General features: G+C 64.8%; 25 protein-coding genes. 13 read left to right on the plus strand and 12 right to left on the minus strand.

The features are described from left to right. Positions 1-46 precede the first annotated feature (46 nt). Positions 47-763 (plus strand): 6-phosphogluconolactonase, encoded by a 717-nt coding sequence (gene pgl, locus QCE63_RS05310; protein ID WP_309831220.1) that lies wholly within the window; start codon positions 47-49, stop codon positions 761-763. Further along, positions 744-2,672, plus strand: coding sequence for a bifunctional transcriptional regulator/glucokinase (locus tag QCE63_RS05315; protein ID WP_309831222.1), 1,929 nt, complete (start codon positions 744-746; stop codon positions 2,670-2,672). Before pgl ends, QCE63_RS05315 begins: the two co-directional genes overlap by 20 nt. A 66-nt stretch (positions 2,673-2,738) precedes the next feature. On the opposite strand, the gene QCE63_RS05320 is transcribed toward QCE63_RS05315, so the two are convergent. From QCE63_RS05320 to QCE63_RS05340, 5 genes are all read right to left on the minus strand, one after another. After that, entirely contained in the window at positions 2,739-3,875 is a 1,137-nt protein-coding gene (locus QCE63_RS05320) for a porin (RefSeq protein WP_309831224.1), read from the minus strand. 274 nt (positions 3,876-4,149) lie between these two features. Further along, positions 4,150-5,298 carry a porin gene (locus QCE63_RS05325; RefSeq protein WP_309831226.1) on the minus strand — a complete coding sequence of 383 codons (1,149 nt, stop codon included), beginning with the start codon at positions 5,296-5,298 and terminating at the stop codon, positions 4,150-4,152. A gap of 556 nt (positions 5,299-5,854) precedes the next feature. Then, entirely contained in the window at positions 5,855-6,634 is a 780-nt protein-coding gene (locus QCE63_RS05330; RefSeq protein WP_309831229.1) for an ATP-binding cassette domain-containing protein, read from the minus strand. Between the two features lie 26 nt (positions 6,635-6,660). Next, positions 6,661-7,374 (minus strand): ABC transporter permease, encoded by a 714-nt coding sequence (locus QCE63_RS05335; RefSeq protein ID WP_309807656.1) that lies wholly within the window; start codon positions 7,372-7,374, stop codon positions 6,661-6,663. A gap of 35 nt (positions 7,375-7,409) precedes the next feature. Next, a complete protein-coding gene (locus tag QCE63_RS05340) occupies positions 7,410-8,096 on the minus strand; it encodes a histidine ABC transporter permease HisQ (RefSeq protein WP_309833691.1) in 687 nt (228 codons plus the stop codon). Positions 8,097-8,692: 596 nt separating this feature from the next. Here QCE63_RS05340 and QCE63_RS05345 point away from each other — a divergent pair. After that, complete coding sequence (locus tag QCE63_RS05345; protein ID WP_309831231.1) at positions 8,693-9,391, plus strand: pirin family protein; 699 nt, start codon at positions 8,693-8,695, stop codon at positions 9,389-9,391. A gap of 88 nt (positions 9,392-9,479) precedes the next feature. Here the strand turns inward: QCE63_RS05345 and QCE63_RS05350 are convergent, their stop codons facing one another. Next, positions 9,480-10,091, minus strand: coding sequence for a Spy/CpxP family protein refolding chaperone (locus QCE63_RS05350; protein ID WP_309831233.1), 612 nt, complete (start codon positions 10,089-10,091; stop codon positions 9,480-9,482). Between the two features lie 242 nt (positions 10,092-10,333). Here QCE63_RS05350 and QCE63_RS05355 point away from each other — a divergent pair, with 242 nt between their 5' ends. Both QCE63_RS05355 and QCE63_RS05360 read left to right on the plus strand, forming a co-directional pair. After that, on the plus strand, positions 10,334-11,056 hold the full coding sequence (locus QCE63_RS05355) for a response regulator (protein ID WP_309831235.1): 723 nt from the start codon (positions 10,334-10,336) through the stop codon (positions 11,054-11,056). Continuing rightward, positions 11,040-12,380, plus strand: a complete 1,341-nt coding sequence (locus QCE63_RS05360) for an ATP-binding protein (RefSeq protein WP_309831239.1) — start codon at positions 11,040-11,042, stop codon at positions 12,378-12,380. Before QCE63_RS05355 ends, QCE63_RS05360 begins: the two co-directional genes overlap by 17 nt. A gap of 39 nt (positions 12,381-12,419) precedes the next feature. On the opposite strand, the gene QCE63_RS05365 is transcribed toward QCE63_RS05360, so the two are convergent. From QCE63_RS05365 to QCE63_RS05375, 3 genes are all read right to left on the minus strand, one after another. After that, positions 12,420-12,683, minus strand: a complete 264-nt coding sequence (locus QCE63_RS05365; protein ID WP_309807664.1) for a hypothetical protein — start codon at positions 12,681-12,683, stop codon at positions 12,420-12,422. Between the two features lie 123 nt (positions 12,684-12,806). After that, positions 12,807-14,492, minus strand: a complete 1,686-nt coding sequence (locus QCE63_RS05370) for a diguanylate cyclase (protein ID WP_309831241.1) — start codon at positions 14,490-14,492, stop codon at positions 12,807-12,809. 440 nt (positions 14,493-14,932) lie between these two features. After that, positions 14,933-15,145 (minus strand): hypothetical protein, encoded by a 213-nt coding sequence (locus tag QCE63_RS05375; RefSeq protein WP_309831243.1) that lies wholly within the window; start codon positions 15,143-15,145, stop codon positions 14,933-14,935. 105 nt (positions 15,146-15,250) lie between these two features. Between QCE63_RS05375 and QCE63_RS05380 the strand changes: the two genes are divergently transcribed. Next, on the plus strand, positions 15,251-17,014 hold the full coding sequence (locus QCE63_RS05380) for an ABC transporter permease subunit (RefSeq protein WP_309831245.1): 1,764 nt from the start codon (positions 15,251-15,253) through the stop codon (positions 17,012-17,014). Between the two features lie 12 nt (positions 17,015-17,026). Beyond that, positions 17,027-18,382, plus strand: a complete 1,356-nt coding sequence (locus QCE63_RS05385; RefSeq protein WP_309831247.1) for a nitrate/sulfonate/bicarbonate ABC transporter ATP-binding protein — start codon at positions 17,027-17,029, stop codon at positions 18,380-18,382. 82 nt (positions 18,383-18,464) lie between these two features. On the opposite strand, the gene QCE63_RS05390 is transcribed toward QCE63_RS05385, so the two are convergent. The 3 genes from QCE63_RS05390 to QCE63_RS05400 form a co-directional block, all read right to left on the minus strand. Then, positions 18,465-18,989, minus strand: a complete 525-nt coding sequence (locus QCE63_RS05390; protein ID WP_309831249.1) for a hypothetical protein — start codon at positions 18,987-18,989, stop codon at positions 18,465-18,467. Continuing rightward, the gene (locus QCE63_RS05395; protein WP_309831251.1) at positions 18,986-19,540 is read right to left on the minus strand and encodes a hypothetical protein; all 555 of its coding nucleotides are present in this window, start codon (positions 19,538-19,540) and stop codon (positions 18,986-18,988) included. Before QCE63_RS05395 ends, QCE63_RS05390 begins: the two co-directional genes overlap by 4 nt. Positions 19,541-19,847: 307 nt before the next feature. Further along, positions 19,848-20,915 (minus strand): sigma-54 dependent transcriptional regulator, encoded by a 1,068-nt coding sequence (locus QCE63_RS05400; protein WP_309831253.1) that lies wholly within the window; start codon positions 20,913-20,915, stop codon positions 19,848-19,850. Positions 20,916-21,520: 605 nt separating this feature from the next. Between QCE63_RS05400 and QCE63_RS05405 the strand changes: the two genes are divergently transcribed. The 6 genes from QCE63_RS05405 (at position 21,521) to QCE63_RS05430 (ending at position 25,241) form a co-directional block, all read left to right on the plus strand. Continuing rightward, the gene (locus QCE63_RS05405; protein ID WP_309831256.1) at positions 21,521-21,850 is read left to right on the plus strand and encodes a hypothetical protein; all 330 of its coding nucleotides are present in this window, start codon (positions 21,521-21,523) and stop codon (positions 21,848-21,850) included. 83 nt (positions 21,851-21,933) lie between these two features. Then, a complete protein-coding gene (locus QCE63_RS05410) occupies positions 21,934-22,251 on the plus strand; it encodes a DUF883 family protein (RefSeq protein WP_309831258.1) in 318 nt (105 codons plus the stop codon). A 97-nt stretch (positions 22,252-22,348) separates the two neighbouring features. Beyond that, complete coding sequence (locus QCE63_RS05415; RefSeq protein ID WP_309831260.1) at positions 22,349-22,573, plus strand: hypothetical protein; 225 nt, start codon at positions 22,349-22,351, stop codon at positions 22,571-22,573. 347 nt (positions 22,574-22,920) lie between these two features. Continuing rightward, positions 22,921-24,324: a sigma-54 dependent transcriptional regulator gene (locus QCE63_RS05420; RefSeq protein ID WP_309831262.1), complete on the plus strand. Its 1,404-nt coding sequence runs from the start codon at positions 22,921-22,923 to the stop codon at positions 24,322-24,324. Between the two features lie 227 nt (positions 24,325-24,551). Next, positions 24,552-24,770 (plus strand): hypothetical protein, encoded by a 219-nt coding sequence (locus tag QCE63_RS05425; RefSeq protein ID WP_309831264.1) that lies wholly within the window; start codon positions 24,552-24,554, stop codon positions 24,768-24,770. Between the two features lie 234 nt (positions 24,771-25,004). After that, a complete protein-coding gene (locus QCE63_RS05430; protein ID WP_309833693.1) occupies positions 25,005-25,241 on the plus strand; it encodes a hypothetical protein in 237 nt (78 codons plus the stop codon). The last annotated feature ends 156 nt before the right edge of the window (positions 25,242-25,397 follow it).

The raw sequence follows: 25,397 nt of genomic DNA on the forward strand, positions 1-25,397 counted from the left end.
CGCAGGCAGAAAGCGGATCGATAAACCAAAACAAGCAGGAGGAGCAGTGATCGAGCTTCACACTTTCGATGACCCCCGCGCCCATTCGGACGCGCTGGCGAAAGCCGTGGCGGACGCACTGAGCGCGACGCTCGCGGCGCGGGGCGCAGCCTCGGCCGACGCCGACGCCGCCGGCCAGGGCGCGCATGCCACGCTCGCGGTATCGGGCGGCAGCAGTCCGAAGCCGTTCTTGCAGGCGCTCTCGCACGAGCCGCTCGACTGGGCGCATATCGATGTCACCCTGGTCGACGACCGCTGGGTGCCCGAAACCGATCCGGCGAGCAATGCGGAATTCGCGCGCAACACCGTGCTGCAGAACGCGGCGGCGGCCGCCTGTTTCCTGCCGCTCGTGGACACGACGAAGCCGCTTGAAAACCATATCGCGGAACTGAATGCCGACCCGCGCCGCCGTCTGCCCGATGTCGCCGTGCTCGGCATGGGCGAGGACGGCCATACGGCGTCCATCTTCGCCGATGCTCCCGAGTGGGACTTCGCCATCAGCACGCCGGACCGCTTCGTCGCCGTGCATCCGGGCGCGGCGCCGCATGCGCGCGTCAGCCTGTCGATGTCGGCGCTGACGCAGGTCGGGCAACTGTATTTGTTCATCGCCGGGCAGAAGAAACTCGACGTCCTGAATGCCGCGCTCGCCGCGCCGCAGAAGAACGCCATCTCGACGCTGGCCCATGCTGAAGGAGTGAAGCTCGATGTCTACTGGTGTGCATAAGGGCGTGCATAAGGCAGCGGCTCAGCACGCGGACGGACCGAGACTCCTGGCCGATGTCGGCGGTACCAATGCGCGTTTCGCGCTGGAGACGGCGCCGGGCGAGGTCGGCCAGATCCGCGTCTATCCGGGCGCGGATTATCCTGGCATCGCCGAAGTGATGCAGCAGTATCTGAAGGACACGCAGGTCAGCCGCGTGAATCATGCGGCGATCGCCATTGCCAATCCGGTGGATGGCGATCACGTCAAGATGACCAATCACGACTGGAGCTTCTCCATCGAGGCGACGCGCCGCGCGCTCGGCTTCGACACGCTCCTGGTCGTGAACGACTTCACTGCGCTGGCCATGGCCGTGCCCGGCCTGACCGACGCGCAGCGCGTCCAGGTGGGCGGCGGCGCGCGCCGGCAGAACAGCGTGATCGGGCTGCTCGGACCGGGCACGGGCCTGGGCGTGTCGGGCCTGATTCCCGCCGATGACCGCTGGATCGCGCTCGGCAGTGAAGGCGGTCACGCCACGTTCTCGCCGTTCGACGAACGCGAAGATCTCGTCATGCGCTTCGCGCGCCGCAAGTTTCCGCACGTGTCGTTCGAACGGGTCTGCGCGGGGCAAGGGCTGGAGCTGATCTATCGGGCGCTGGCTGAACGGGATGCCGTGAACGTCGCGGACTCTTTCAGCGCCGCCGACGTCACCCAGCGCGCGCTGGACGGCGAAGCGCTCGCGCTCGAAACGGTCAACTGCTTCTGCGCGATTCTCGGCACCTTCGCGGGCAATATCGCGGTGACGCTGGGCGCGCTGGGCGGGATTTTCATCGGCGGCGGCATCGTGCTCAAGCTGGGCGAGCTGTTCCACAAGTCGCCGTTCCGCGAGCGCTTCGAGGCCAAGGGACGCTTCCAGCAATATCTCGCCGGCATTCCCACCTTCATCATCACGGCCGAGTATCCGGCGTTCCTCGGCGTCTCGGCGATTTTGTCCGAGCAGTTGTCGAATCGCGCGAACAGCGGCTCCTCGGCGGTGTTCGAGCGCATCCGCCAAATGCGCGATGCGTTGACGCCCGCCGAGCGGCGCGTGGCCGACCTCGCGCTGAACCATCCGCGCTCGATCATCAACGATCCGATCATCGACATCGCGCGCAAGGCCGACGTGAGTCAGCCCACCGTGATCCGCTTCTGCCGCTCGCTTGGTTGCCAGGGTTTGTCGGACTTCAAGCTGAAGCTCGCAACCGGGCTGACCGGCACGATTCCGGTGAGTCACAGCCAGGTGCATCTCGGCGACACGGCCACGGACTTCGGCGCGAAGGTGCTCGACAACACGGTATCCGCCATCCTGCAGCTGCGCGAGCATCTGAACTTCGACAACGTCGAGCGCGCGATCGATATCCTCAACGGCGCGCGGCGCATCGAGTTCTATGGGCTGGGGAATTCGAACATCGTCGCGCAGGACGCGCACTACAAGTTCTTCCGCTTCGGCATTCCGACCATCGCGTATGGCGATCTGTACATGCAGGCCGCGTCTGCCGCGCTGCTGGGCAAGGGCGATGTGATCGTCGCGGTATCGAAGTCGGGCAGGGCGCCCGAACTGCTGCGCGTGCTGGAAGTGGCGATGCAGCAGGGCGCGACGGTCATCGCCATCACGTCGAGCAACACGCCGCTCGCCAAGCGGGCGACGGTCGCGCTGGAAACCGATCACATCGAGATCCGCGAGTCGCAGTTGTCGATGATTTCGCGCATCCTGCATCTGCTGATCATCGACATCCTCGCGGTCGGCGTGGCGATCCGCCGCGCGGCGCCGCAGCCGGGCGCCAAGCTCACCGAGACGGTCGAGAAGGCGCGCGCATCCGGCGACGATGACGCGGGCGCGGTGCTCGACTGGTTGAGTCATGGCGCGTCGGGGTCGGCGCGGGAGTCGCGCTGACTTTGCTTTTGTTGCCAAGGCCGCCGGCGTACACCGGCGGTTTTTTTACACGGGCTGAACGGCAATTCAGAACGAATGCTGGATGCCGGCGTACACGCCGCTCTGGCTATGGCCGGGCAGCGGGTTGTCCGTCGCGGCCGTGTTGCCCACGTTGTTCGCACTCAGGCCGTAGTTCGCGCTGCCGCTGTTCTGCACCGTCGCCACCTGGAAATCGAGCAGGGTGCGCTTGGACAGCTTGTAGGAGCCGCCTACGGAGTACAGGGTGGCATTGCCCGCGCCGTTGTTGCCGTTGACGTGATACACGGCGGCGATCAGCGCGGCGGCGGGCGTCGCCTGCCAGGTCACGCCGCCCCATTCCTGATCGAGCGCGGAAGGCTGGCCGGGTTGCAGGCCGGTCATGCCCGAGCTGCGGATGGCCTGATAGCCGCCCTGAAGCTTGAACCGACCCAGGAACACATTGAGCAGCGCGGTGTACTCGCGCGACCAGGCGTAGACGCCATTGCCGCCGTTTGCATAAGCGCCGCCGAGCGAGCCGTTGGCCGGGTTGCGGATCTCGTCGTAGATGCCGCGCACCTGAAAGAGCGGCGCGGTGTAGGTGATCTGCGCACCGGCCTCACGGCCTTGCGGGCTCGTGCCGTTGCCATTCCAGCTGCTTGTGTTCGAGAAGGCGTACTGGCCGTAGAAGTCGAAGCCCGCAACCTTCGGCGACTGCCAGGAGACGTTGTTGCTCGATTGCGGCCAGTTGCGCCCGCGCACCAGCGATGCTGACGACCACGCCGATTGTCCGAAAGGATCGAAGTCCCATAGGCCGTTCGAGATGAACAGTTCGCGCCCGACCCGCAGCGTGCCGTACCGGTCGTTGCTCAGGCCGACCGTGGCCCAGCGATTGAAGAGGCCGTTGTTGCCCGGGCCCTGGCCGTTCATCGTGTTGAAGCTGCCCTCCAGCTGGAACACCACGTGGTTGCCGTTGCCGATATCCTCGACGCCCTTCAGTCCCCACAGGCTCGTGCCCCAGTCGCCGCTCTCGGCGCGAAAGCGGTGCGCGCTGCCCGTGGCCGCGCCGTTCGGCGCAACGCCGGTGGGCACGCCCGTCATGTACTCGAGGCCGGCGTCCAGGCGTCCATACAACGTGATGCTGTCCTGGGCCTGCGCGAGCGCGCTGAACGTCCATAGCGCCGCCGACGCGAGCAAAGCCTTCTTCATGGTCTCCTCCACTATCCTTGATCGACGGCGATCCGATCGGACGCGACGTGCGGCCGGATGAACCGCCGACTCGAATTCTGGAGGAGAAAAGATGCTATTCGGCAGGATGCTTTTGTCGAATTTTGTCCGGTGAGCATGGGGCTGTCAGCCGGGTGATGCAGACGCAGCGCTCCAATAAAAAACGGTGCGATACCCTTTCGGGTACCGCACCGATACGCGCCTCTCGCAGCAGCGTGAAAACCTGTCGAAACTCTGTTCTTGTCAGCCTCGTGTTTTAGAACGAGTGCTGGATGCCTGCGTACACGCCGGTCTGGCTGTGGCCCGGGAACGGGTTGTCCGTCGAAGCCGCCGAACCGTAGTTGTTGGCGTTCAGACCGTAGTTGGCGGTCTTGCTGTTCTGCACGGATGCGACCTGCAGATCGAGCAGCGTGCGCTTGGACAGGTTGTACGAACCGCCGATCGTGTAGATGTTCGCGTTACCCGCGCCGTTGTTGCCGTTCACGTGGTAGACCGCCGCGATCAGCGCCGCTGCCGGCGTGGCCTGCCACGTCACGCCGCCCCACTCGTGATCGAGTGCGGTCGGCTGGCCGGGCAGTTGACCCGTCATGCCGGAACTGCGGATGGCCTGATAGGCGCCCTGGATCTTGAACTGGCCCAGGAACACGTTGAACATCGCCGAGTACTCACGCGAATATCCGTACACGCCGTTGCCGCCTGCGCCGCCGTCGATCGCGTTGTACACGCCGCCGAGCGTACCGTTTGCCGGGTTGCGGATTTCATCGTACATACCGCGAATCTGGAACAGCGGCGTCGTGTAGGTGATGTACGCACCACCCTCGCGGCCTTGCGGCGTCGTGCCGTTACCGTTCCAGTTCGTCGCGTTCGAGAGCGCGTACTGGCCGTAGAAGTCAAAGCCGGCGATCTTCGGCGACTGGTACGAAATGTTGTTGCTCGATTGCGGCCAGTTGCGGCCACGCACCAGCGACGCCGACGACCAGTTCGACTGGCCGAACGGATCGAAGTCCCACACGCCGTTGGAGATGAACAGCTCACGACCCAGCAGCAGGGTACCGAACTGGTTGTTCGCCACACCGACCGTCGCCCAGCGATTGAAGAGACCGCCGCCGCCCGGGCCCGCGCCCGTCATGGTGTTGAAGCTGCCTTCCAACTGGAACACGGCGCGATAGCCGCCGCCCAGATCTTCGACGCCCTTCATGCCCCACAAGCTCGTACCCCAGTCGCCGCTTTCCGCCTTGAAGCGGTGCGAGCTACCAGTGGCGGGTGCGCCGGCCGGACCGGTCGGCACGCCGTTCATATATTCGAGCCCCGCGTCCAGGCGGCCATACAACGTCACGCTGCTCTGAGCGTGCGCCACCGCGCTGAACGTCAGCAGTGCTGCCGACGCGAGCAAAGCTTTCTTCATCATCTCCTCCAACCCTGTCAAGAAATAGAACCCAAGTGCTGCGGTGTGGTTCGATGCAGGCGCACCCAACCGAAAATTGTTTTTCAGAGGAAGGACACGCGGGCTTGTAGTGCTTGCAGCGATTCGCGTGGGGTACGCGCGAATCTGACGCCGATTCGTTGATCGGTGTCGTTCCTCAGTTTCTTGTGGACTCTTTGAAGTAAAACTACTTTTTCGGTACTTCGTTTTGGTACTTTCGTTACCAATTTAACAAATTACGTTATGCGCGCCAAAGAAAAATGACGAAGGCCGTTCGTTTGTGTCAAAAACGCAATGGTGATGTGTTATGGAGATGACCCACACCATGGGAAACATCCCGCAAAGCCTTATTCCATCAAGGCTTCAGCGCAATGTAAGTTTCGGGGTCAGGTTTGTCTCCTATTGACGCGGACGAAGCGTGGCGCTAGTTCGAGTCGCCACGCGCAATAGTCGGATGCGGCGGCGCGCGAACGCAAAAAAAGCGCCTCGCGGGCGCTCTTTCTGGAGTGGGATGCTTGCGGGTGCAGCAGGAAGGCGGTTACTTGAGGCTGCCCGAGAGGAACTGTTTCAGGCGCTCACTCTTTGTGTTGCCGAAGACCGCATCAGGATGACCTTCCTCCTCGACGCGCCCCTGGTGCAGAAACACCACGTGGTTCGAGACGTGGCGCGCGAACGCCATCTCGTGGGTCACGACGATCATCGTGCGGCCTTCTTCGGCGAGCGTCTGCATCACCTTCAGGACTTCGCCGACCAGTTCCGGATCGAGCGCGGAGGTCGGCTCGTCGAACAGCATGACGTCCGGATGCATCGCGAGCGCGCGGGCGATCGCCACCCGCTGCTGCTGTCCGCCCGACAGATGCGACGGATATTGCTTCTCCAGCCGCGGCGCGAGCCCCACCTTTTCCAGATACATGCGTGCGCGATCCTCGGCATCCTTCCTCGGCAGCCCGAGCACGTTGATGGGCGCCTCGGTCACGTTCTCCAGCACGTTCATGTGCGACCACAGGTTGAAGTGCTGGAACACCATCGAGAGCTTCGAGCGCATCTGTCGCAACTGTTTCGGATCGGCGACCTTCAGCGCGCCCGTCTTGTCCTTCAGCGTGCGGACTTCGTCGCCGTCGACGAAGATGCGCCCCTGGTTCGGTTGCTCGAGAAAGTTGATACAGCGCAGCATCGTGCTCTTGCCCGAACCCGACGAGCCGATGACGCTGATCACATCGCCGGCCTTCGCCTTGAGGGAGACGCCTTTGAGCACCTCGTTGCTGCCGTACTGCTTGTGAATGTCGTCGACGAAAAGCTTGTGCATCTGGGAGTTCATGAACGGTCCTTGACTGACTCGACTACTTATTTGCCTTGCGGCCGCAAATAAGCGAGCCAGCGATGCTCGGCACGGCGGAACAGCCACACGAGCGCGAACGAAATGCAGAGATAGAGCAGGGCGGCGATGCCGAACGCCTCGAACGACTGATAGGTCGCCGAGTTCACGTCGCGTGCGATCTTGAGGATGTCGGGCACGGTGGCCGTGAATGCCACCGTGGTGGCGTGCAGCATCAGGATCACTTCGTTGCTGTAGTAGGGCAGCGCGCGGCGCAGCGCCGACGGCAGGATCACCCGCCGATACAGCGTGAAGCCCGACATGCCGTAGGCGCGCGCGGCCTCGATCTCGCCGTAGGGCGTCGCCTTGATCGCGCCGGCGAAGATTTCGGTGGTGTACGCGCAAGTGTTCAGCGTGAACGCGAGCAGTGTGCAGTTCATGCCGCTGCGGAAGAACTCGGCGAGCAGCATGTGATCGCGCACGACCTGCAGGCTGTACAGGCCCGTGTAGCACAGCAGCAACTGCACATACAGCGGCGTGCCGCGGAACACGTAGGTGTAGAGCCAGACGGCGCGCGACAGCAGCTTGTTCTTCGACACCCGCGCCACCGCGAGCGGCACCGACAGACAAAAGCCCAAGCCGATGGAAATGACCAGCAGCCACATCGTGATCGCGAGACCGGTGATGCGATAGCCGTCGGTGAAGAGGTAGTTCTTCCAGTATTCCTGGATGATTTCGATCATGATCCCAGACGCTCGTGATTAGACCAGTAGCAGGATTAGAGGTCGGCGCGGCGCACGCCGATGGAATAGCGCCGCTCGAGCCAGATCAGCACCAGATTCGAGATCGTGGTGATCGCGAGATAGATCGCGCCCGCGAGAAGCGTGAAGAAGAAGAACCGCAGCGTGCCCTTGCCCGCGTCCTGCGAGGCCTTGACGACGTCGGCCAGGCCGATGATCGACACCAGGGCCGTCGCCTTGACCATCACCTGCCAGTTGTTGCCGATGCCCGGCAGCGCGAAACGCATCATCTGCGGAAACATGATGCGCGTAAAGGTCTGCCAGGGCGTCATGCCATAGGCCGCGCCGGCTTCGAGCTGGCCGCGCGGCACCGAGAGGAACGCGCCGCGGAAGGTTTCGGTGAAATACGCCCCGTAAATGAAGCCGAGCACGAGAATGCCGGCGAGGAACGGGTCGATGTCGATCTGATCCCAGCCGAACAGGTCGGTCAGCTGGTTCAGCCAGATCTGGATGCTGTAGAACAGGAGCAGCATCAGCACGAGGTCGGGCACGCCGCGGATCAGGGTCGTATAGATCGTGCCGACCCCCGAGGCCAGGCGGTTCTTCGACAGTTTCGCCGCCGCGCCGATGAGACCGATCACAAAGGCGAACGCGAGCGACAGCACCGCCAGCTTGACGGTTTGCCAGGTGCCCGCGAGGATCAGCGGACCGTAGCCTTGCAACATGGTGATTCCTTGATAAGGTGCTCGACGTGCATGCAGTGGGACGAGTCCGCCGCACGACGGTTCGCGCGAGGGCTTCGGGCGGCGGCGGCCGTGGATGACGGCGCCGCGCGCATGGCGAATGGTCTCATCTTTCTCCCCGGCCGCCCGCGCGTTATCCGCGCGATGCAGCTGTATTTCCTTGGCCCGGCCCGTTCTGAGCTTTCCGTGTTTCAGCGAACAGGCCAGCGGTCGGTATTCTAGATGGTCAAAAATGCGCATTGCCGCGGGTTTGCCCTTCTCGCAAACCCTTGCCGACCAGCAACTGTCGAGCCGCCATCGTCGCGCGAAACGTCCAAGTGCGGTTTCCGGGATGCCTGACGACCCGCGCCCGGCCGGCCCCGCGCCCGGCCGGCCCCGCGCCCGGTTGGAACCCGCTGCCATCCCGGAAAAGCGCGGTATTTTACCCGAACCCGGCGGACGCGAGATCGCGAAGCCGGAAGCGTCCGATTACCCGCATCAGCGGAACGATGTAGTGCCGTTGCACGCGTTGTTCAGCGGGCGCGTCGCCCTTACATTCTCTCCATCGCAAATCAACGCCTTGGGCGGGAGCACACATCATGTTCGAGATTCGCCGCAGCAACGAACGGGGTCACGCCAACCACGGCTGGCTCGACTCCTATCACAGCTTCTCCTTCGCCGACTACTACGACACGCAGCACATGCACTTCGGCGCACTGCGCGTGATCAACGAAGACCGCGTGGCCGGCGGCCAAGGCTTCGGCGCGCATGGTCATCGCGACATGGAGATCATCAGCTATGTGCTCGACGGCGCGCTGGCGCACAAGGACAGCATGGGCAACGGTTCGACCATTCGTCCCGGCGACGTCCAGCGCATGAGCGCCGGGACCGGCGTGCGGCACAGCGAATTCAACGGGTCGCCGACCGAGACCGCGCACTTCCTGCAGATCTGGATCATTCCGGATGCGCCGGGCGGCGCGCCGGGCTACGAGGAAAAGCGTTTCGCCGATGAAGACAAGCGCGGCCGGCTGCGCGTGATCGCATCGCCGGAAGGCGAGGATGGCTCGGTGCGCATCGGGGCGGACGCGCGCATCTTCGCGGGGCTGTTCGACGGCGCCGAGCGCGCGGACTTCGATGTGCCGGCGGGCCGCCGTGTCTATGTGCACGTGGCGCGCGGCGCGGTGACGGTGAACGGCAAGTCACTCGGCGCGGGCGATGCCGCGATGATCGAGGATATCGCGAAGGTTTCGGTGGAGCAGGGTGAGAACGCGGAGGTGCTGCTTTTCGATCTCGCGTAACGCCTGGTCCGTTGATCTAAAAAAAGGCCGCGGAGCGTGATGCTCCGCGGCCTTTCTGCTTCAGTGCTTCAGGACTTCGGAAACATGCTCACTGTGCCGCAGGAGCCGATGCGCCGGCCGCCGCGCCCGGCGTGGGCCGTGCCCCGTCCGCGCTGCTGCGGTTCTTGTTCCAGCGCTCATGCATGCGCTGCTCGTGCGCGTGCATCCGGGCGAAGTGCTTCTTGAGCGCCGTGCTGACGGTGGTCTTCTGCTGGTCATTCAGCGCGTTGTAGAAGTTCAGCCACGTGGCGGCGGTTTGCTCTCGCAGCTGCGCATTCTGTTCATCCGCCTTCTGATGCGCGGCGTGCATGGCGTTGAGGTCGAGGATCGGCTGGTTTTCCATCGACTTGAACTGCTCGCCCATCTGCTTGAAGTTCGCGCGCATCGCCTGATGGTTTTGCTTCATCGTGGTGAGCGCCGTCTGCCAGAGTTTTTCCTGGTCCGCGTTCAGCTTCAGTTGGCCGTGCAGTTCATCCAGCTGCTTCTGCATGCGCTTTTCCATCTGATGCCCGCCATGGCCACCGGGGCCACCGGGGCCGCCCATCATCGCCGGGCCGGCCGGCGGCGGCGGGGGTGCGTCCGTGGTGGCGGCATGCGCGGCGCCGAACGTCAGCGCGATGGCGGCGGCTGCCGCGGTGAAAATGCGATATTGCTTGCTCATCTCGAAACTCCCTGATTGTTTTGAAGCCGAGGCAGCAACGCCTGTATGACAGGTCCGTCAGCGGTTCGCGGCATTGCCCTTGTCGGTGAGATACAGCGTAGGGGTTTGCGATGCAGGCCGTGTTACGGCAAGGTTCAGGCTTGTTACGCCGGTTTACGCCATGCTTTCGTGGTAACACCCCGTAACCCTTGAGGCCGGTCCGTCATCGATGGCGCTCCGGCTCACGCGCTAAACTTCGAGCCATGACTACGCAAATACTTGTCGTCGACGACGACGCCGAACTGCGCGACCTTCTGCGCGACTATCTGGTCCGGCAGGGCATCGAGGTATCGGTGCTGCATGACGCCGGTGGCCTCGAACGCCGCATCGAACGCGAGCGGCCCGACCTGATCGTGCTCGACCTGATGATGCCGGGCGTCGACGGCCTGACCGCGCTCAAGTCACTGCGCGCGTCCGGCGACGACATCCCGGTCATCATGCTGACCGCGCGCGCCGACGACGTGGACCGCATCGTCGGCCTGGAGCTGGGCGCGGACGACTACCTCGGCAAGCCGTTCAATCCGCGCGAACTGCTCGCGCGCGTGCAGGCGGTGCTGCGGCGCCGCCGCACGGTGCCCTCGGCGGCGCCGGAGCAGCGCGAGCCGTATTCGTTCGGCCGCTTCAGGCTGGATTTCCAGTCGCGCACGCTGCAGCAGGACGACAAGCCGCTCACGCTGTCCGGCAGCGAATACGCGTTGCTGAAGATCTTCGTCAACAACCCGATGCGCACGCTCACCCGCGAGCGCCTGCTGGAACTGCTGCACGGCCCGGAGTACGACGGCACCGACCGCGGCATCGACGTGCAGGTGTGGCGTCTGCGGCGCATTCTCGAAACCGATCCGTCGGCGCCGCGCTTCATCCAGACGGTGCGCGGACGCGGCTACGTATTCGTGCCCGACGGCGCGCAAAATGCGCCGGGCAATTGACACGCTGTTCGGACGGCTGGTCGTCATCGTCATCGGCATGCTGGTGTTGTCGCATGCCGCGTGGTTCGCGATCATCCGCTTCGAGCGCGACAACGTGCAGACGCGCTTCGCGGTCGAGGAAGCGGTGTTTCTCGTCGAGGCGGTGCGCCAGCACATCACCAACACGCCGGACCAGCCGCTGCCGCCGCGCGTGCGCGTGGTCCCGCTCGGCAATGCCGAAGTGCCGAGGCCGCCTGACGAAGACCTGCCGCCGCCGTTGCAGCACTTCATCGAGGATCTGAAGGACCGGCTGCCGGAAGGCACCGAAGTACGCCTGAACGAGCCCGGCGGGCCGCCGAGCGTGTGGGTGCACGGCGCGAAGGATTCAGGCTGGATTGTCGTGCCGGTGCAGCCGCTGCGTCCGCCGCGCTCGCGCGACCGCATGGTCGTGTGGCTCCTGATCATTTTCTCGGCCGCGGTGCTCGCGGCCTTGTTCGGCGCATGGCAGTTGCAGCATCCGCTGCGCGGTCTGGCGCAGGCCGTGCAGCGTTTCGGCCGGGGCCAGCCGACGCCGGTCGTGCCCGAACGCGGGCCGCGCGAATTGCGCCAGCTGACGCACGGCTTCAACCAGATGGTGCGCGAGGTGTCGCAGGCCGAGAGCGACCGCGCGGTCATGCTCGCGGGCGTCGCGCACGATCTCAAGACGCCGCTCGCGCGGCTGCGTCTGCGCGCCGAGATGATGGATGACGAGAAGATGCGCGACGGCGTCGTGCGCGACGTGGATTCCATGGCGCATATCGTCGACCAGTTCCTGGTGTTCGCGCACGACCGTCCGGACGGCAGCGAGCCGGTTCCGGTTGACCAGCAGTGCGAGCGCGTCGTGCGGGCCTACCGGGCGGTCGCGCCGGGGGCGGAGCCGGTGCAACTGAGGCTGGAGGCGGGTCCGACCTTCGCGCTGCCAGCGGCCACGCTCGACCGGTTGCTGTCGAACCTGCTCGACAACGCCCATGCCTATGGCGCGCCGCCGGTCGTCATCGAGACGCGGCGCGGCACGGGCGGCTGGGTCCTGCAGGTCACGGATCACGGCAAGGGCATTGCGCCCGACGATCTCATCAAGGCCAGCCGGCCCTTTGTACGGCTCGATCCGGCGCGTGGCGGCAGCGGCCACAGCGGGCTGGGGCTGGCGATCGTCGAGCGGCTGGTGCGGCGCGCGGGCGGCGAATGTGAAGTCGCCAATTGTGCGGAAGGCGGCTTGCAAGTCCGGATGACGTTCCCGTTCGACCTCGCGACCCTGCCGGCCGACGAGCGCCGCACCGGTTCGCAACCGGAAGCGCGCGTGCTGTAGGAAACTGCGGGTGCGGCGTGATGGTCGCGCCGACGGCGCTCAATCGAACAGCGTTTCGAGCGCCGAGGCCGCCTCGCTGTCCACCGTGTTGTACGTCACCGTGGACGCCTCGAAGATGTAGTGCGTCGTGTACTTGCCGAGCCGCGAGAGAATCTCGTCCTGGATCGCTTCCGGCGCGAGGTCGATCTTCAGGAACCAGGCCGTCGACGAGAGCCGCGTCTGATATGAACCGTATTCGGCGAGCAGGTGGTCGAACGTTTCCGCGTCCTGATCCCGGCACACGATCACCAGATTTCCCTTCATGCAATCCTCCGATTGAGGCCAGCGTCATTCGATATCGAATGTCGATGATACCTGCGCGCTGCCCGGGCGTCGCGCCGGGCGCATGACCGTGCACATGACCGGACGTTACCGTGGCGCGCGGCCTCACTTGCCCGCGAGCGAGTTTTCGGGATGACGGGCGGGCGGCGCGGGGTCGGCGGGCCGCACTTCGCTGCGGTCGCGGCCGCGCGACTTGGCCTCGTAGAGCGCCAGGTCGGCGCGGGAGAGAATCCATTCGAGCGCGTCGTCGGGCGCCAGTTCGGTGATGCCGATGGACACCGACAGCGCCGCGTCGTCCGGCAAGTGCGCGCAATGCTCGTGATGGAAGCGCTTGCGCAGCCGTTCGAGCACGGCCTGGGCGTCGGCCAGCGCGGTCTGCGGCAGCAGGATGCCGAATTCCTCGCCGCCGAGCCGGCCGATGGCGTCGCTCGGCCGCAGCTGGGTCCTGCACACCTCGACGAAATGTTCGAGCGCCCGGTCGCCGGACGCATGGCCGAAGCGGTCGTTGATCTGCTTGAAGTGGTCCAGATCCGCGATCGCCACCGAGAGCGGCGTGCCGACCGAACGCGCCAGTTCCACTTCGTGCCGCAACGTGTCGAGAAAATAACGCCGCGACAGCGCGCCGGTGAGCGCGTCGTGGCGCGCTTCGGCGGAAAGCAGGGTATTGGCCGCCTGCAACTGCTCGGCGAGATCGCGCGTGGCGCGGTGCAGGCGGCGCTCACGCGAGTACGACGTGGCGATCACGATGGCGAGCGTCACCACGCCGAGCATCGTCAGGAAGACCAGAAAACGGTCGCGGCTGTGATTGCGGCTGATTTCCGGCCAACTCGTCAGCGGATGCACGATATGCGCCGAGAGTCCGGAATTCAGGCCGGTGCGCTCGTCATACAGCGAGGGCACGTTGCTGCCGTTGGCGGAATAGAAGGTTTGCGCGAGCGCGGGCGCGAGCCAGTGTTCGGAGGCGCGCATCTGCTCGCCGACGCGCGTGAGGCGCAGTTCGGGAAAGTTGTCGCGCCGGTAATGCTCGACCCGTTCGCGCGCGGTCATGCGGCTGACGGGCGCATGGGGCATTGCCTCGTATTCGAGCCGGCCGTCGTGCGCCATCACGATGACGCCGTTTTCGTCGGTGACGAAGGTGCCCGCGCGCGATACCCAGTGGCGCAGGCGGTCGATGCTCACCTTCGCGATCACCGCGCCGACCAGGATCCCGTCCTGATACGACGGCGCCGCGATGAAGATGCCCGGCTCGCCCGACAGCCGGCCCACGCCGTACATCTCGACGAAGCCGCCGAGCAGCGCGCGCGCGACATAGCCGCGCCCGCTCATGTCGAAGCCGATGAAACTGTTTTCGTCGCTGGCATTGCTGGAGGCGATGCAGTAGCCGTGTTCGTTGACGAGCCAGATCGTATCGAGACCGGAGAAGCCCTGGGCGTCATGCAGGAAGAGATTGACGTTCTCGAGCCCGGGACGCGCCGCCCATTTGTTGCGCCGTTCGAGTTCCGTCTCGCCCGGCTTCGAGGCATAATTCCGCGACTCCGCCAGGGCGCGCTGGGTCAGATCCATCTGGGCGAGCGTCGCGGGAATGGCGCGTGACAGCGCCAGGTCGCTCGCGATGATCTGCGCCATGTTGTCGACGATCGATGCCGCCATGTTGCGCTCGGTGCGCACCGTCGACGTCATTTCCTGCTGTACCATGCGGTCCGACAGCAAGCCCGCGACAATCCAGCACGCGAACGCCAGCGCGGCCAGGCCGAGCGTCGCGATCACACGGTGCAGGATGAGCTTGTTCATCGGACTGGGGCGCAAGGGTGGTTCACGCGGCCTGCATGAGTGGCGCACCGCCCGGCCGATGCCTGTCCGCCCGCCCGGGGAACGTGCATCCCGCAAAGCGGGCGCGCGACTTGCAAGCTGCCCCGTCCGGGGCAGCGTGAATCAGGCTCTCGCCGTGACGGCGGGCAGGGGACAGGCGGACTTCCGGCTCGGATCGGGCGTCTCGCATTGCATCGGCGCTCATTTTATTGTTCGTGACAAGCCCAGATTGGACGATGTTTTTTGCCGCCTATCAAGCGCCTCGTGACGGTCTGCGACATGCGCCCAACACAGGCGTCGCGCAAGGGTTCGCGCACTTGACTGCGCCGGTTTTCGCGCAGTTCGCCGCACCGCTCGCAGCGCTGCCCGGTCGGGACGGATTGCAGCCCGTCTGAAAGGAAGCGAAAGCACGCGGGAGGCGCTCACGGAAACGCCCGCCGACCCTTCATTGTGCCCTTGCCGCGACGAAGAGCAACAGAAACATCGCATGAATGACGGGTGCGCGCGCAGTTACGGTTGTGCGTGTCATGTTGCTTGGTGTAGTGTCGCTCGGTTCGGCACAGGCGATCTTTGAAACGATGGGCAGCGCGCAGGGCGTTGGTGTCGTCCATTTCGCCGCGGCGTGCGTTGAGCATGGGGCTGCCGGCGACTACTCACCCGTCCGCCGACGCCCGATGGCCGTCTCAAGTACTATCCCGCGCTCGCGCGATCGCATCACAGCCTTACGGGGAGGGCCTTGCATGGAATTTGGTTTCAATCTGAAGCGCACGGCGAATGCGTCGGCCTGGCGGATCCTGCCTAACCGCTGGGATTTCGTCGCCTTCCCGATGATCATCTGCCTGATCGCGCTGGCCGCTGTCGGCTTTCACGAAACCCTGGCGCCGATCTCGACGCTGCAAACGCAGGCCATTTCGCTCGATCCCGCGAATCTCCCCGAATACGCGCTGCGCACGACCCTGCGCATGCTGCTGGCGATGGTCGCCTCGCTCATCTTCACGCTGGTCTACGGCACGCTCGCGGCCAAGAGCCGGCGCGCGTCCATCGTGCTGGTGCCGATCCTCGACATCCTCCAGTCGGTGCCCGTGCTGGGCTATATCTCGTTCACGGTCACGTTCTTTCTCGCGCTGTTCCCGGGGCGCGTGATCGGCGCCGAATGCGCGGCGATCTTCGCCATCTTCACGAGCCAGGCGTGGAACATGACCTTCAGCTTCTACCAGTCGCTGCGCACGGTGCCGCGCGATCTGGACGAAGTCTCGCGCGGCTTTCACCTCACCAACTGGCAGCGTTTCTGGAAGCTCGAAGTGCCCTTCTCGATGCCCGGCCTCATCTGGAACATGATGATGTCGATGTCGGGGGGCTGGTTCTTCGTGGTGGCGTCGGAGGCGATCACCGTCGGCAACCGGACGATCGTGCTGCCGGGCATCGGCGCCTATCTGGCGGCGGCCATCGGCGAGCGAAATCTCGCCGCGATCGGCTGGGTCATCCTTGCGATGACGGTCGTGATCCTCGCCTATGACCAGTTGATGTTCCGCCCGCTGGTCGCGTGGGCCGACAAGTTCCGCATGGAGAACACCAGTTCCGGCGACGAACCCAGCTCCTGGCTGCTCGATCTGATCCGCCGCACGCGCCTGATCCACCGTCTGCTCGTGCCGGCGGGCTGGATTCTCGCCAAGGTCGCCCGCGTGCCGATCAAGCTGCCGTCGCTGCAGGGCGCGCTCGAAAACGTCGGGCTGCCGTTGCGCGCGAAGGTGCCGTCCACGCGCACGGGCGACATCGCGTGGGGCGCGGCGGTGCTGCTGATCACCGTGTTTGTCGTGTGGAAGGTGGTGTCGTTCGTATCGACGGGCGTCACCTGGAGCGAAGTGGGCCACGTGTTCGTGCTCGGCTTCATCACGCTGCTGCGCGTGGTCGTGCTGATCGCGCTGGCGTCGGTGGTCTGGGTGCCGATCGGCGTGCTGATCGGCCTGCGTCCGGCGCTCTCGGAGAAGGTGCAGCCGCTCGCGCAGTTCCTCGCGGCGTTCCCGGCCAATCTGCTGTTTCCGGTGTTCGTCGTCGTGATCGTGCGCTGGCACCTGAACCCGGACATCTGGCTGTCGCCGCTGATCGTGCTCGGCACGCAGTGGTATATCCTCTTCAACGTGGTCGCGGGGGCGTCGTCCTATCCGAACGATTATCGCGAAGCCGCGACCAACTTCCAGATTCGCGGCTGGCAGTGGTGGAAGAAGTGCATGCTGCCGGGCATCTTCCCGTACTACATCACCGGCGCGATCACCGCGTCGGGCGGCGCGTGGAACGCGAGCATCGTCGCGGAAGCGGTGTCGTGGGGCAAGACCGAGGTCGTCGCGCACGGCCTGGGCGCCTATATCGCGCAGACCACCGCCGCCGGCGACTATCCGAAGATCATTCTGGGCATCGCCGTGATGTCGCTGTTCGTCACGCTGTTCAACCGCCTGTTGTGGCGCCCGCTATACGCCTACGCCGAAGCACGGCTCCGGCTGGATTAAGGACGAGTTCCGATGCAGAACCCTAAAAACCCGCAGACGTCCGCTGCACCGGGCTTCCAGCGCCCGCAAGGCACGCCGCCGCGGCTCGGCGCGGAAATCATGCGCGTGCAGAACGTCAGCCGCGGCTTCAACAAGACCCAGGGCGAGCTATTGGTGCTCGACGATGCGAACCTCGCGTTGCGCGAGGGCGAGATCGTCGGCCTGCTCGGACGCTCGGGCTCCGGCAAGTCCACACTGTTGCGCATCATCGCCGGGTTGATCGAGCCGACGGCCGGTGAAGTCACCTATCTGAACGAACCGTTGCGCGGCCCGGCGAAGGGCGTCGCGATGGTGTTCCAGACCTTCGCGCTGTTCCCGTGGCTGACCGTGCTGCAGAACGTGGAAGCCGGGCTGGAGGCGCAGGGCGTGGCCGCGCGCGAGCGGCGCGAGCGCGCACTGGCGGCGATCGATCTGATCGGTCTCGACGGTTTCGAGAACGCCTATCCGCGCGAGCTGTCGGGCGGCATGCGGCAGCGGGTCGGCTTCGCGCGGGCGCTGGTGGTCGATCCCACCTTGCTGCTGATGGACGAGCCGTTCTCCGCGCTCGACGTGCTGACCGCCGAGAACCTGCGCACCGACCTGCTGGACCTGTGGACGCAGGGCCGCATGCCGATCAAGTCGGTGCTGATCGTCACGCACAACATCGAGGAAGCGGTGTTCATGTGCGACCGGATCCTGGTGCTGTCCTCGAATCCGGGGCGCGTGATGGCCGAGATCAAGGTGCCGTTCAAGCATCCGCGCAACCGGCTGGACCCGGCGTTCCGGCGGCTCGTCGACGACATCTACGCGAAGATGACCGCGCGCCCGATGGACGAGGCGAAGAAGAAGGGGCTGGAGCTCGGCACCTGGCTGCCGTCCGTGTCGACCAATCTGATGGCGGGTCTCATCGAAACGCTCGCCGCCGCGCCGTACCACGGCCGCGCGGACATGCCGGAGATCGCGCGCACGCTGCATCTGGAGGTGGACGACCTGTTCCCGGTCGCGGAAGTGCTGCAGCATCTCGGTTTCGCGGACGTGCGCGAGGGCGATATTTTCCTGACGCCGCAGGCGCGCGTGTTCGCGGAGTTCGGCACGCAGGAGCGCAAGATGATGTTCGCCGACCATCTGCTGCGGCACGTGCCGCTGGCGGCGCGGATCAAGAAGGTGCTGAACGAGCGGCCGGGGCACCGGGCGCCGCGCGTGCGCTTCGAGCAGGAACTGGAGGACTTCCTCTCCGACAAGGCCGCGCAGGAATCGCTCGATGCGGTGATCGACTGGGGCCGTTACGGCGAGATCTTCTCGTACAACGATCAGACCGAGATGCTGAGTCTGGAGGACGTGGAGAGCTGACGGTCGTCCATACAGCGCGAAAGGCCCGAAGCAAAAGCGCGGCGCGCCGGTGACGGCGGCCGCGCTTTTGCATGTTGAGGCCTTATTGCAGATTGCCCCAGCGGTCCACCGCCGGTTCCGCCGATGCCCACTTCCAGCCACTCGACTGTTGGCAGGCCGTGGCGACGAACCATTCGGCGGGCGCCTTCGCGTCGTCGCCATCGACGACCGAGAAGGCGAACTCCTTGCAGGTCGCAAGCGCGCTGCCGAATTCGCGCAGCACGCGCACTTCGCCGTGGCCATTCTCGACCGGCAGCGTGTGCTTGACCTTCCACGGCCGCGTTTCGCCGACCGAGGCCGTGCCCGCGGTCACCGCGATCATGACCTGCTGATCCTGATGCAGCGACTTCATCGTGCGCTTCACGAGCTCGTCGGTGGCGCTCTGCACCGCGACGCCCACACCGAACCCAATGGCCGGATTGGTCGTGAAAGCGCCCGTCGCAATGCCGGCCGTGGCGCCGGTGGCCGCACCGATCGACGCGCAGCCGTTCAGGCTCAGGCAGGCCGCGGCGCCGGCGGCGAGCAGGCCGACGCGCAACGCCGTCGGCAAGCTGATGGGACGCGTCATTGCAGCGAGCCCCAGCGTGGCGTCGCCGGTTCGGCGGAGGCCCATTTCCACTTGTTGCCGTCGCGGCAGACCGAGGCGACGTAGAAGGCGCTGTCGGCGGGACGGTCTTGCGTGGCGTCGCGATCGACGGAGAACACCACTTCCTTGCACTCGAGCGCGCCGCTGCTGATGATGCGGCTCACGGTGACGCGGCCTTTTTCGTCGTCCTCGATCGGCACCGAATGCACGATCTTCCACGGCGCCACCGCGCCGACATCGAGCGGGCCGGCTGCCGACGCGATCTGATCCTGAGTGTTCGTATGGACCACGCGCTGGCTGTACTGCACGCCAGTCTTGGCCGCGGCGACCGCGCCGAGGCCGATGCCGGTGGCCACGGCCGCATTGTTGGTGACGCTGCTGGCGATGGCCGCGCCGCCGATACCGGCGCCGGCCACCGCACCTTCGCTGTAGAGGGAGTTGCATCCCGTCAGGCTCGCGCAGGCCATGACGCCCGTGACGAGCGCAGCCAGCGCGGCGGCGTGCCGGCCACGCCGGTCTTCCCTGTTTTGCATGTTGCTTCCCTTCATTTTTCCGGTTTCCGGCAAAGCTGACCGGGTGCTCGAATCTGCTTTAACTTCCGCCGCCGGAGCAAGGTCTGGCCAGGCGGAGCGGCTCTCGTGAACAGCGCGACGCTAACGTTTCACAAAGCCTTGCGCATTCTGAAGCAAGCCTCTAATTACCGGGCTGTGAAAATTGCAAGCAAATGCAAACGAACGGAACGCGCGTCGCGTGGCTGCTTGCCTGGAGGCAAAAAAAAGCGAACGCTGCATGGCGTTCGCTTCGAGTTGATTGCACATCGACAAGGTTGCCGGCAGCGCGTCAGCTTTCGTGCTTCGACGCGGACTCGCCGGCATCGGAGTCGTCGTTCTCATAGGCGCCAAGCCGGTTGTACAGGGTCTTCAGGCTGACCCCGAGCGCCTTCGCGGCACGCCGCTTGTCGCCGCCGCAGTGTTTGAGCGTGCCGAGGATGATCTGCTTCTGCGCGTCGGCGAGCGGCGTTCCGACCCAGACGTTCATTGCATCGCCCTGCGTCACCGGTTTCTTCACTCGCGACGCAAGGTGCGGATGCGCGATTTCCACCGTCTTCTCGGCCAGGATGAACGCGCGATACACCGTGTTCTTCAATTCCCGCACGTTGCCGGGCCAGGAATAGGTGCGCAGGACATCGAGCGCGCGCTTGCTGAATGCCTTGTTCGTGCCTTCCTGCGCGTTCATTTCGGCCAGGAAATGCTGGGCGAGCAGTTCGCGGTCGGCGTCCCGTTCGCGCAGCGGTGGCGCGCGCAACGGAAACACGGCCAGGCGATACATCAAGTCTTCGCGCAAGCCGTTTTCCTTGACGGCCACGACGGGATCGCGGTTGGTCGCCGCGATCACGCGCACGTCGGATGTGATCAGGTCGTTGCCGCCGACACGAAAGAACGTGCCGGTCTCGAGCGCGCGCAACAGCTTGACTTGCCGCACGGGCGACATCTCCGTGACTTCGTCGAGGAACAACGTGCCGCCGTTGGCGTGCTCGAAGTAACCGATGCGTCCCTGGACCGCTCCGGTGAAACTGCCTTTTTCGTGACCAAACAGCTCGGCTTCGATGAGATTGTCCGGAATCGCGCCGCAGTTCACGGCGATGAACGGCGCGTCCTTGCGGGCGCTGCGGTCGTGAATGGTCCGCGCGACGAGCTCCTTGCCGGTGCCCGACTCGCCGATGATGAGCGCGGTCGCGTCGGTGGCGGCGACGCGCTCGATCTGCGCATACAACTCCTGCATCACGGGCGATGAGCCGAACATCAGTCCAAAGGACCTCAGGCCGGGCACTTCTCCCGCGCTGCGCTTTTTCTGCGCTGGTGTATCGCCGACTGCGAGGGGCGGCTGATCGAGATCGGTTGACGCCATGTGTCCTGATGTGTCCTGAGTGCTTGCGAATAGGGTTATCCGGGCGGCGTCCGGCGGCGCGCCCGCGCTGAGTCCGGCAGCGGCCGGCGCGCGAGCAACGCGGGAGTGGAGTACCGCGCGCGTCGGAAGGCGACGCGCGACGCCCGATGCCAGATGCGTCCCCGCGCTGCGCGGATGTCGCTGCCTGGCCGTGCGTCGGTCGAGGCGCGTCTGCGTGGCGAGGCGGCCTTGACGTTGCTTCAAGGCCGCCTGAGCGCGGACGTTCCTGTCTCATAAACGCTATTTAACCATTCGCAACGACATTGCGGCAATGCGCGCTCGGGCCGATGCGGTGTTTTGTCTGAACGCCAGCGGCACGGGCGCTCAATTCCGGCAAGGTTCGCCGGACGCCTCGCGAATTTACAAAGGCACGGCGTAATTGTTACCCGCTGGTGTCGGCTGTCTGTTCATGGCGACGCGGCCGGTGCGTGCGCGGCCTTTTGCTTTCCACGAAAACGGTTGCTGGCACGAAAGCTGCATCTTATCCATCGAACTAATTCGAAAGCGCCGTGATGAGTCAGGTCGGCGGCGCAGATACGAGGATGGGCGAGAGAGGCAAGGGCATCATGGACAACATCCAGCATTTCGACAGCATCGTGCACGAGCCCGTCCGGCCCGCGAAGCCGCGCGGCACGCGCGGCAACCGGCCGGAACTCCCGGCGAGCGAACCGATCGACATCTATCACTGGGCCGCGGTGGCGCTGGTGACTGCGCTCATGTGCGCGGTGTTAGGGTATGCGGCAGGAACGCCCGCGCTGGCGCGCGCGGCAAACGTGACGAGCTTCGTGTTCGGCACGATGGGCGGCGCGCTGGTGGCGAGCGGCCTCGTGCGGAGTCTGCGCGCGCGCGGCGCCGCAGGTCAGCGGCTCGCCGTCTCCGTCGCCGAAACGCATTGAACACCGCATCGATAAACACAAGCGCGCCCGCCAGCAGCAGCGGCGATGCGTGCATGACTCCACTTGGGCGAGGACTTCATTCCATGAGTCAGACGACTGTCCAGCTTGCGTTGGGCAAGCAAAAAATCATCGAAGACATCAAGGTACTGCTCAACGATTCGGAAGAGTTGCTGCGGCTGTCCGCGACGCTGCCGGGAGAGGGCGTGGACGCACTGCGGTCGCGGCTGCGCGAGCACGTCGATTCGGCCCGCGGTGCCCTCGAGGACGCGCAGGCGAGCGCGCAGACGCGCTATCGCGCAGGCGTGGACTGCACGGAGAAATACGTGAAAGACAACCCCTGGCAGTCGCTCGGCATTGCAGCCGGCGTCGGCTTCCTGGTCGGGCTGCTCGTCTCGCGCTGACTGCGTGCGCCGGGCACGGATGACACAGGCCGAAAGCCGGACGCTGTGATCCCGTCCACGATTCGGCGATTTTTCATGACACTGGGAGAGAACACTCATGGCACGTCCTTCGATCGGAATCTTCGGTGCGTTGTTCGCAGTGGGCAGCGTGCTCGCATGGAAATGGGTGCAATCGCAAGACGCCAGCCGGCGAACCGCGCGCGACGTCAGCCGCTGGGAAGACGAAGGCGGCAAGGTGCTGACGCCGGCCTCGGGCGGCGCGGTGAATGGCCACGGCGTGGTCGGTGGCACGGCTGACGCGTGGCACTTCCCGCGTAGCTGAGCCTGCGCATACCCAGCGCGCCTGCGGCGGCGGGAAAGCAGAGCGCGCAGCCGCTCCAGCCGATGAAACGCACGTCTGGTCAGCGTGCGTTTTCGACTTGATAAACGCTTATAATCAGTGAAACTCTTTCATAAGTTGTGTAAATGGAAAAACTTACGATGAGTTGATTCCAAGCGTGCGGAATATCGGAAATTATTCTATTTTTGCGGAATCACACGGCGCGCGCATCTTTAAAGGATCCGGCGCTGCTGCCCTCCGCACCGGCCCGCGCGGCCTGCCCGCACGGAGAAGACCACGCCGCATCGAGGCGTGTGACCTGAAAACGCTTTGGAAACATTCGAGACGCAATGCCACACGTATTGATTGTCGATGACGATCCCAGTACCCGCGAGGCACTAGCCGCGATCATCGGCGAAGACGGACTGACAACGGCCGTTGCCAGCGATTTGCGCGAGGCGCGCATCCAGCTCGTGCGTCAGACGCCGGACGTCGTCTTTACGGACCTGAAGCTGCCCGACGGCACCGGCGTCGATCTGTTCGAAGATCTGGACCCACGCTCGGGTGTCGAGGTGATCGTCATCACCGGGCACGCCACGGTGGAATCCGCCGTCAGCGCACTCAAGATGGGCGCCGCCGACTACCTGGTCAAGCCGATCAACATGCAGCGCGTGAAGGCGATCCTCGCGCGCCTGCCGCGGGCCGGCGACCTCAAGGCCGAAATCGGCACGTTGCGCGGCGAATTGCGCCGCATGGGTCGCTTCGGCCTGATGCTCGGCAATTCCCCGGCGATGCAGACCGTGTACGACCAGATCGGCCGCGTCGCGCCTACGGCCGCGTCGGTGCTGCTGATCGGTGAATCGGGCACCGGCAAGGAAGTGGCGGCGCAAACGCTGCACGAGCTTTCGCTGCGGCGCAAGCACGCGTTCATTGCGGTGAACTGCGGCGCAATCTCGCCGAACCTGATCGAATCGGAAATGTTCGGCCACGAGCGTGGCTCGTTCACCGGCGCGGATCGCCAGCACAAGGGCTATTTCGAGCGCGCGAATGGCGGCACGCTGTTCCTCGACGAAATCACCGAAATGCCGATCGAGCTGCAAGTGAAACTGCTGCGCGTGCTCGAAACCGGCATGTTCATGCGGGTGGGCACGACCAAGGAAATCGAGACGGACGTGCGCCTGATCGCGGCGACCAACCGGGATCCCGAACAGGCGGTGCTCGAAGGCAAGCTGCGTCTCGACCTTTACCACCGGCTGAACGTATTCCCGATCAACCTGCCGCCCCTGCGCGAGCGCGGCAAGGACGTCGAATTGCTCGGACAGGCGTTCCTCGATGAGCTGAACAACCGCTACAGCACAAAGAAGGTCTTCCCGGCTGCCTTGCGGGAAATGCTGGCCTCGTACACCTGGCCGGGCAACGTGCGCGAATTGAAGAACTACGTGCAGCGCGCATACATCATGTCCGCGTCTGATTCTGACAGCACCGCCACCGTGCCGTTGCAGATTTCGCTGTCGAAGCCCTCGGCGGGGACCTCGGTGACCATTCCGTTCGGCACGTCGCTGGCGCAGGCGGACCGGCAGCTGATTCTCGCCACGCTCGAACAGTGCGGCGGCGTGAAGACGCGGGCAGCGGAGATCCTCGGCATCAGCCTCAAGACGCTCTATAACCGGCTCGTCGAGTACGGTGAGGATGCCAGCAAGGCTGCGGTCGGCGAGGGTGGTGAAGTCGGCGAGACAGATCACGAAAATCCCTGAACGTCGTCTATCTCTAGACGAATCAGACGCCTGCTGCTGTTAAAAGCGCAGGCGTTTTTTCATTGGCAGGCGCCTTTTCTGCGCCGATAATGAGTTACGGGAGTACGTGAAAGCGGGATCCCAAGGGGCATGGCCCTTGCTGTCTTCTGATTGACATCCGCGCGCTGCGCCGTAGCGCCGGCCCCCGGATAGGGAACGTACGATCTTAAGACCGCAAGGAGCCCGTCATGTCCCAGAGTGATTCAACTCATGTCTTCCGCGCTGTCGATCTCGAGGCGCAGACGCCGCAACCGCCGGATCCGCCGGTGACGCCACCCGATCAGCCGCCGCCGGTTCCGATTCCGCCCGACACGAATCCGGATCCGACGCGCGAGCCGCCCGTGCCGCCGTCACAGCCGATCGGCGATCCGCCGCCCGGGCCGAACGAAACGCCGCACGTGTATTGAACGCTTGAAAGGCGGCTGGACAGCCTGCAGGACCGCCGACGTTGGACCATGCCCAGACTTCGTGCACGGTTTGAATAAGTTTCCATCCCTCAGGTAGGGATTACAAGGAAAGACGTAATAATGACCGGCGATTCGCTTTGTCGCCGGTTGTTTTTTCTGAAGCTGCGCTCACCGGAGCGCATCGGTCCGACGCCGCCGAGGTCCTATCGCGACGGCCTTCTCTCTGGAGGCATCATGAGGCATCCCGCACTTCGACGCTCCGCGCGTCATTCATCCAAGCGTGAAGCGCGCGCCGAAGCCGCCAAGGCAGCCGGCCCGCAAGCCGGCCCGCCGTCCGCGACAGAGCATGATCCTGCCAGTCAGAACCGCGCCGCGCCTGACGCTCCGCCCGATGGCGAGCACAACCAAGGCGGCGTGCGGCGCGAGGGAATGGACTATCAGCGTGACCTCGGATCCGAGCAGGATTCGTGATCGGCGTCGATCGGGCTCGGGCAATCTGGTTTCAAGAACAAAAATTTCTACGCGGCGGACGGTCGCCGCGTGTTTTTTTTCGTCCGTAACATCTACGTACAAATTTTTATTCACGGAAGGTAACAGAACGGCACATTTTTTGCGTACTCTTGATCG

The sequence above is a fragment of the Caballeronia sp. LZ065 genome, assembly GCF_031450975.1.
GTDB lineage: Bacteria > Pseudomonadota > Gammaproteobacteria > Burkholderiales > Burkholderiaceae > Caballeronia.

Coding starts and splice junctions, on each gene's coding strand:
- QCE63_RS05315 (WP_309831222.1), top strand. CDS start 744: ATGTCTACTGGTGTGCATAAGGGCGTGCATAAGGCAGCGGCTCAGCAC.
- QCE63_RS05320 (WP_309831224.1), bottom strand. CDS start 3,875: ATGAAGAAGGCTTTGCTCGCGTCGGCGGCGCTATGGACGTTCAGCGCG.
- QCE63_RS05325 (WP_309831226.1), bottom strand. CDS start 5,298: ATGAAGAAAGCTTTGCTCGCGTCGGCAGCACTGCTGACGTTCAGCGCG.
- QCE63_RS05330 (WP_309831229.1), bottom strand. CDS start 6,634: ATGAACTCCCAGATGCACAAGCTTTTCGTCGACGACATTCACAAGCAG.
- QCE63_RS05335 (WP_309807656.1), bottom strand. CDS start 7,374: ATGATCGAAATCATCCAGGAATACTGGAAGAACTACCTCTTCACCGAC.
- QCE63_RS05340 (WP_309833691.1), bottom strand. CDS start 8,096: ATGTTGCAAGGCTACGGTCCGCTGATCCTCGCGGGCACCTGGCAAACC.
- QCE63_RS05345 (WP_309831231.1), top strand. CDS start 8,693: ATGTTCGAGATTCGCCGCAGCAACGAACGGGGTCACGCCAACCACGGC.
- QCE63_RS05350 (WP_309831233.1), bottom strand. CDS start 10,091: ATGAGCAAGCAATATCGCATTTTCACCGCGGCAGCCGCCGCCATCGCG.
- QCE63_RS05355 (WP_309831235.1), top strand. CDS start 10,334: ATGACTACGCAAATACTTGTCGTCGACGACGACGCCGAACTGCGCGAC.
- QCE63_RS05360 (WP_309831239.1), top strand. CDS start 11,040: ATGCGCCGGGCAATTGACACGCTGTTCGGACGGCTGGTCGTCATCGTC.
- QCE63_RS05365 (WP_309807664.1), bottom strand. CDS start 12,683: ATGAAGGGAAATCTGGTGATCGTGTGCCGGGATCAGGACGCGGAAACG.
- QCE63_RS05370 (WP_309831241.1), bottom strand. CDS start 14,492: ATGAACAAGCTCATCCTGCACCGTGTGATCGCGACGCTCGGCCTGGCC.
- QCE63_RS05375 (WP_309831243.1), bottom strand. CDS start 15,145: ATGCTCAACGCACGCCGCGGCGAAATGGACGACACCAACGCCCTGCGC.
- QCE63_RS05380 (WP_309831245.1), top strand. CDS start 15,251: ATGGAATTTGGTTTCAATCTGAAGCGCACGGCGAATGCGTCGGCCTGG.
- QCE63_RS05385 (WP_309831247.1), top strand. CDS start 17,027: ATGCAGAACCCTAAAAACCCGCAGACGTCCGCTGCACCGGGCTTCCAG.
- QCE63_RS05390 (WP_309831249.1), bottom strand. CDS start 18,989: ATGACGCGTCCCATCAGCTTGCCGACGGCGTTGCGCGTCGGCCTGCTC.
- QCE63_RS05395 (WP_309831251.1), bottom strand. CDS start 19,540: ATGCAAAACAGGGAAGACCGGCGTGGCCGGCACGCCGCCGCGCTGGCT.
- QCE63_RS05400 (WP_309831253.1), bottom strand. CDS start 20,915: ATGGCGTCAACCGATCTCGATCAGCCGCCCCTCGCAGTCGGCGATACA.
- QCE63_RS05405 (WP_309831256.1), top strand. CDS start 21,521: ATGGACAACATCCAGCATTTCGACAGCATCGTGCACGAGCCCGTCCGG.
- QCE63_RS05410 (WP_309831258.1), top strand. CDS start 21,934: ATGAGTCAGACGACTGTCCAGCTTGCGTTGGGCAAGCAAAAAATCATC.
- QCE63_RS05415 (WP_309831260.1), top strand. CDS start 22,349: ATGGCACGTCCTTCGATCGGAATCTTCGGTGCGTTGTTCGCAGTGGGC.
- QCE63_RS05420 (WP_309831262.1), top strand. CDS start 22,921: ATGCCACACGTATTGATTGTCGATGACGATCCCAGTACCCGCGAGGCA.
- QCE63_RS05425 (WP_309831264.1), top strand. CDS start 24,552: ATGTCCCAGAGTGATTCAACTCATGTCTTCCGCGCTGTCGATCTCGAG.
- QCE63_RS05430 (WP_309833693.1), top strand. CDS start 25,005: ATGAGGCATCCCGCACTTCGACGCTCCGCGCGTCATTCATCCAAGCGT.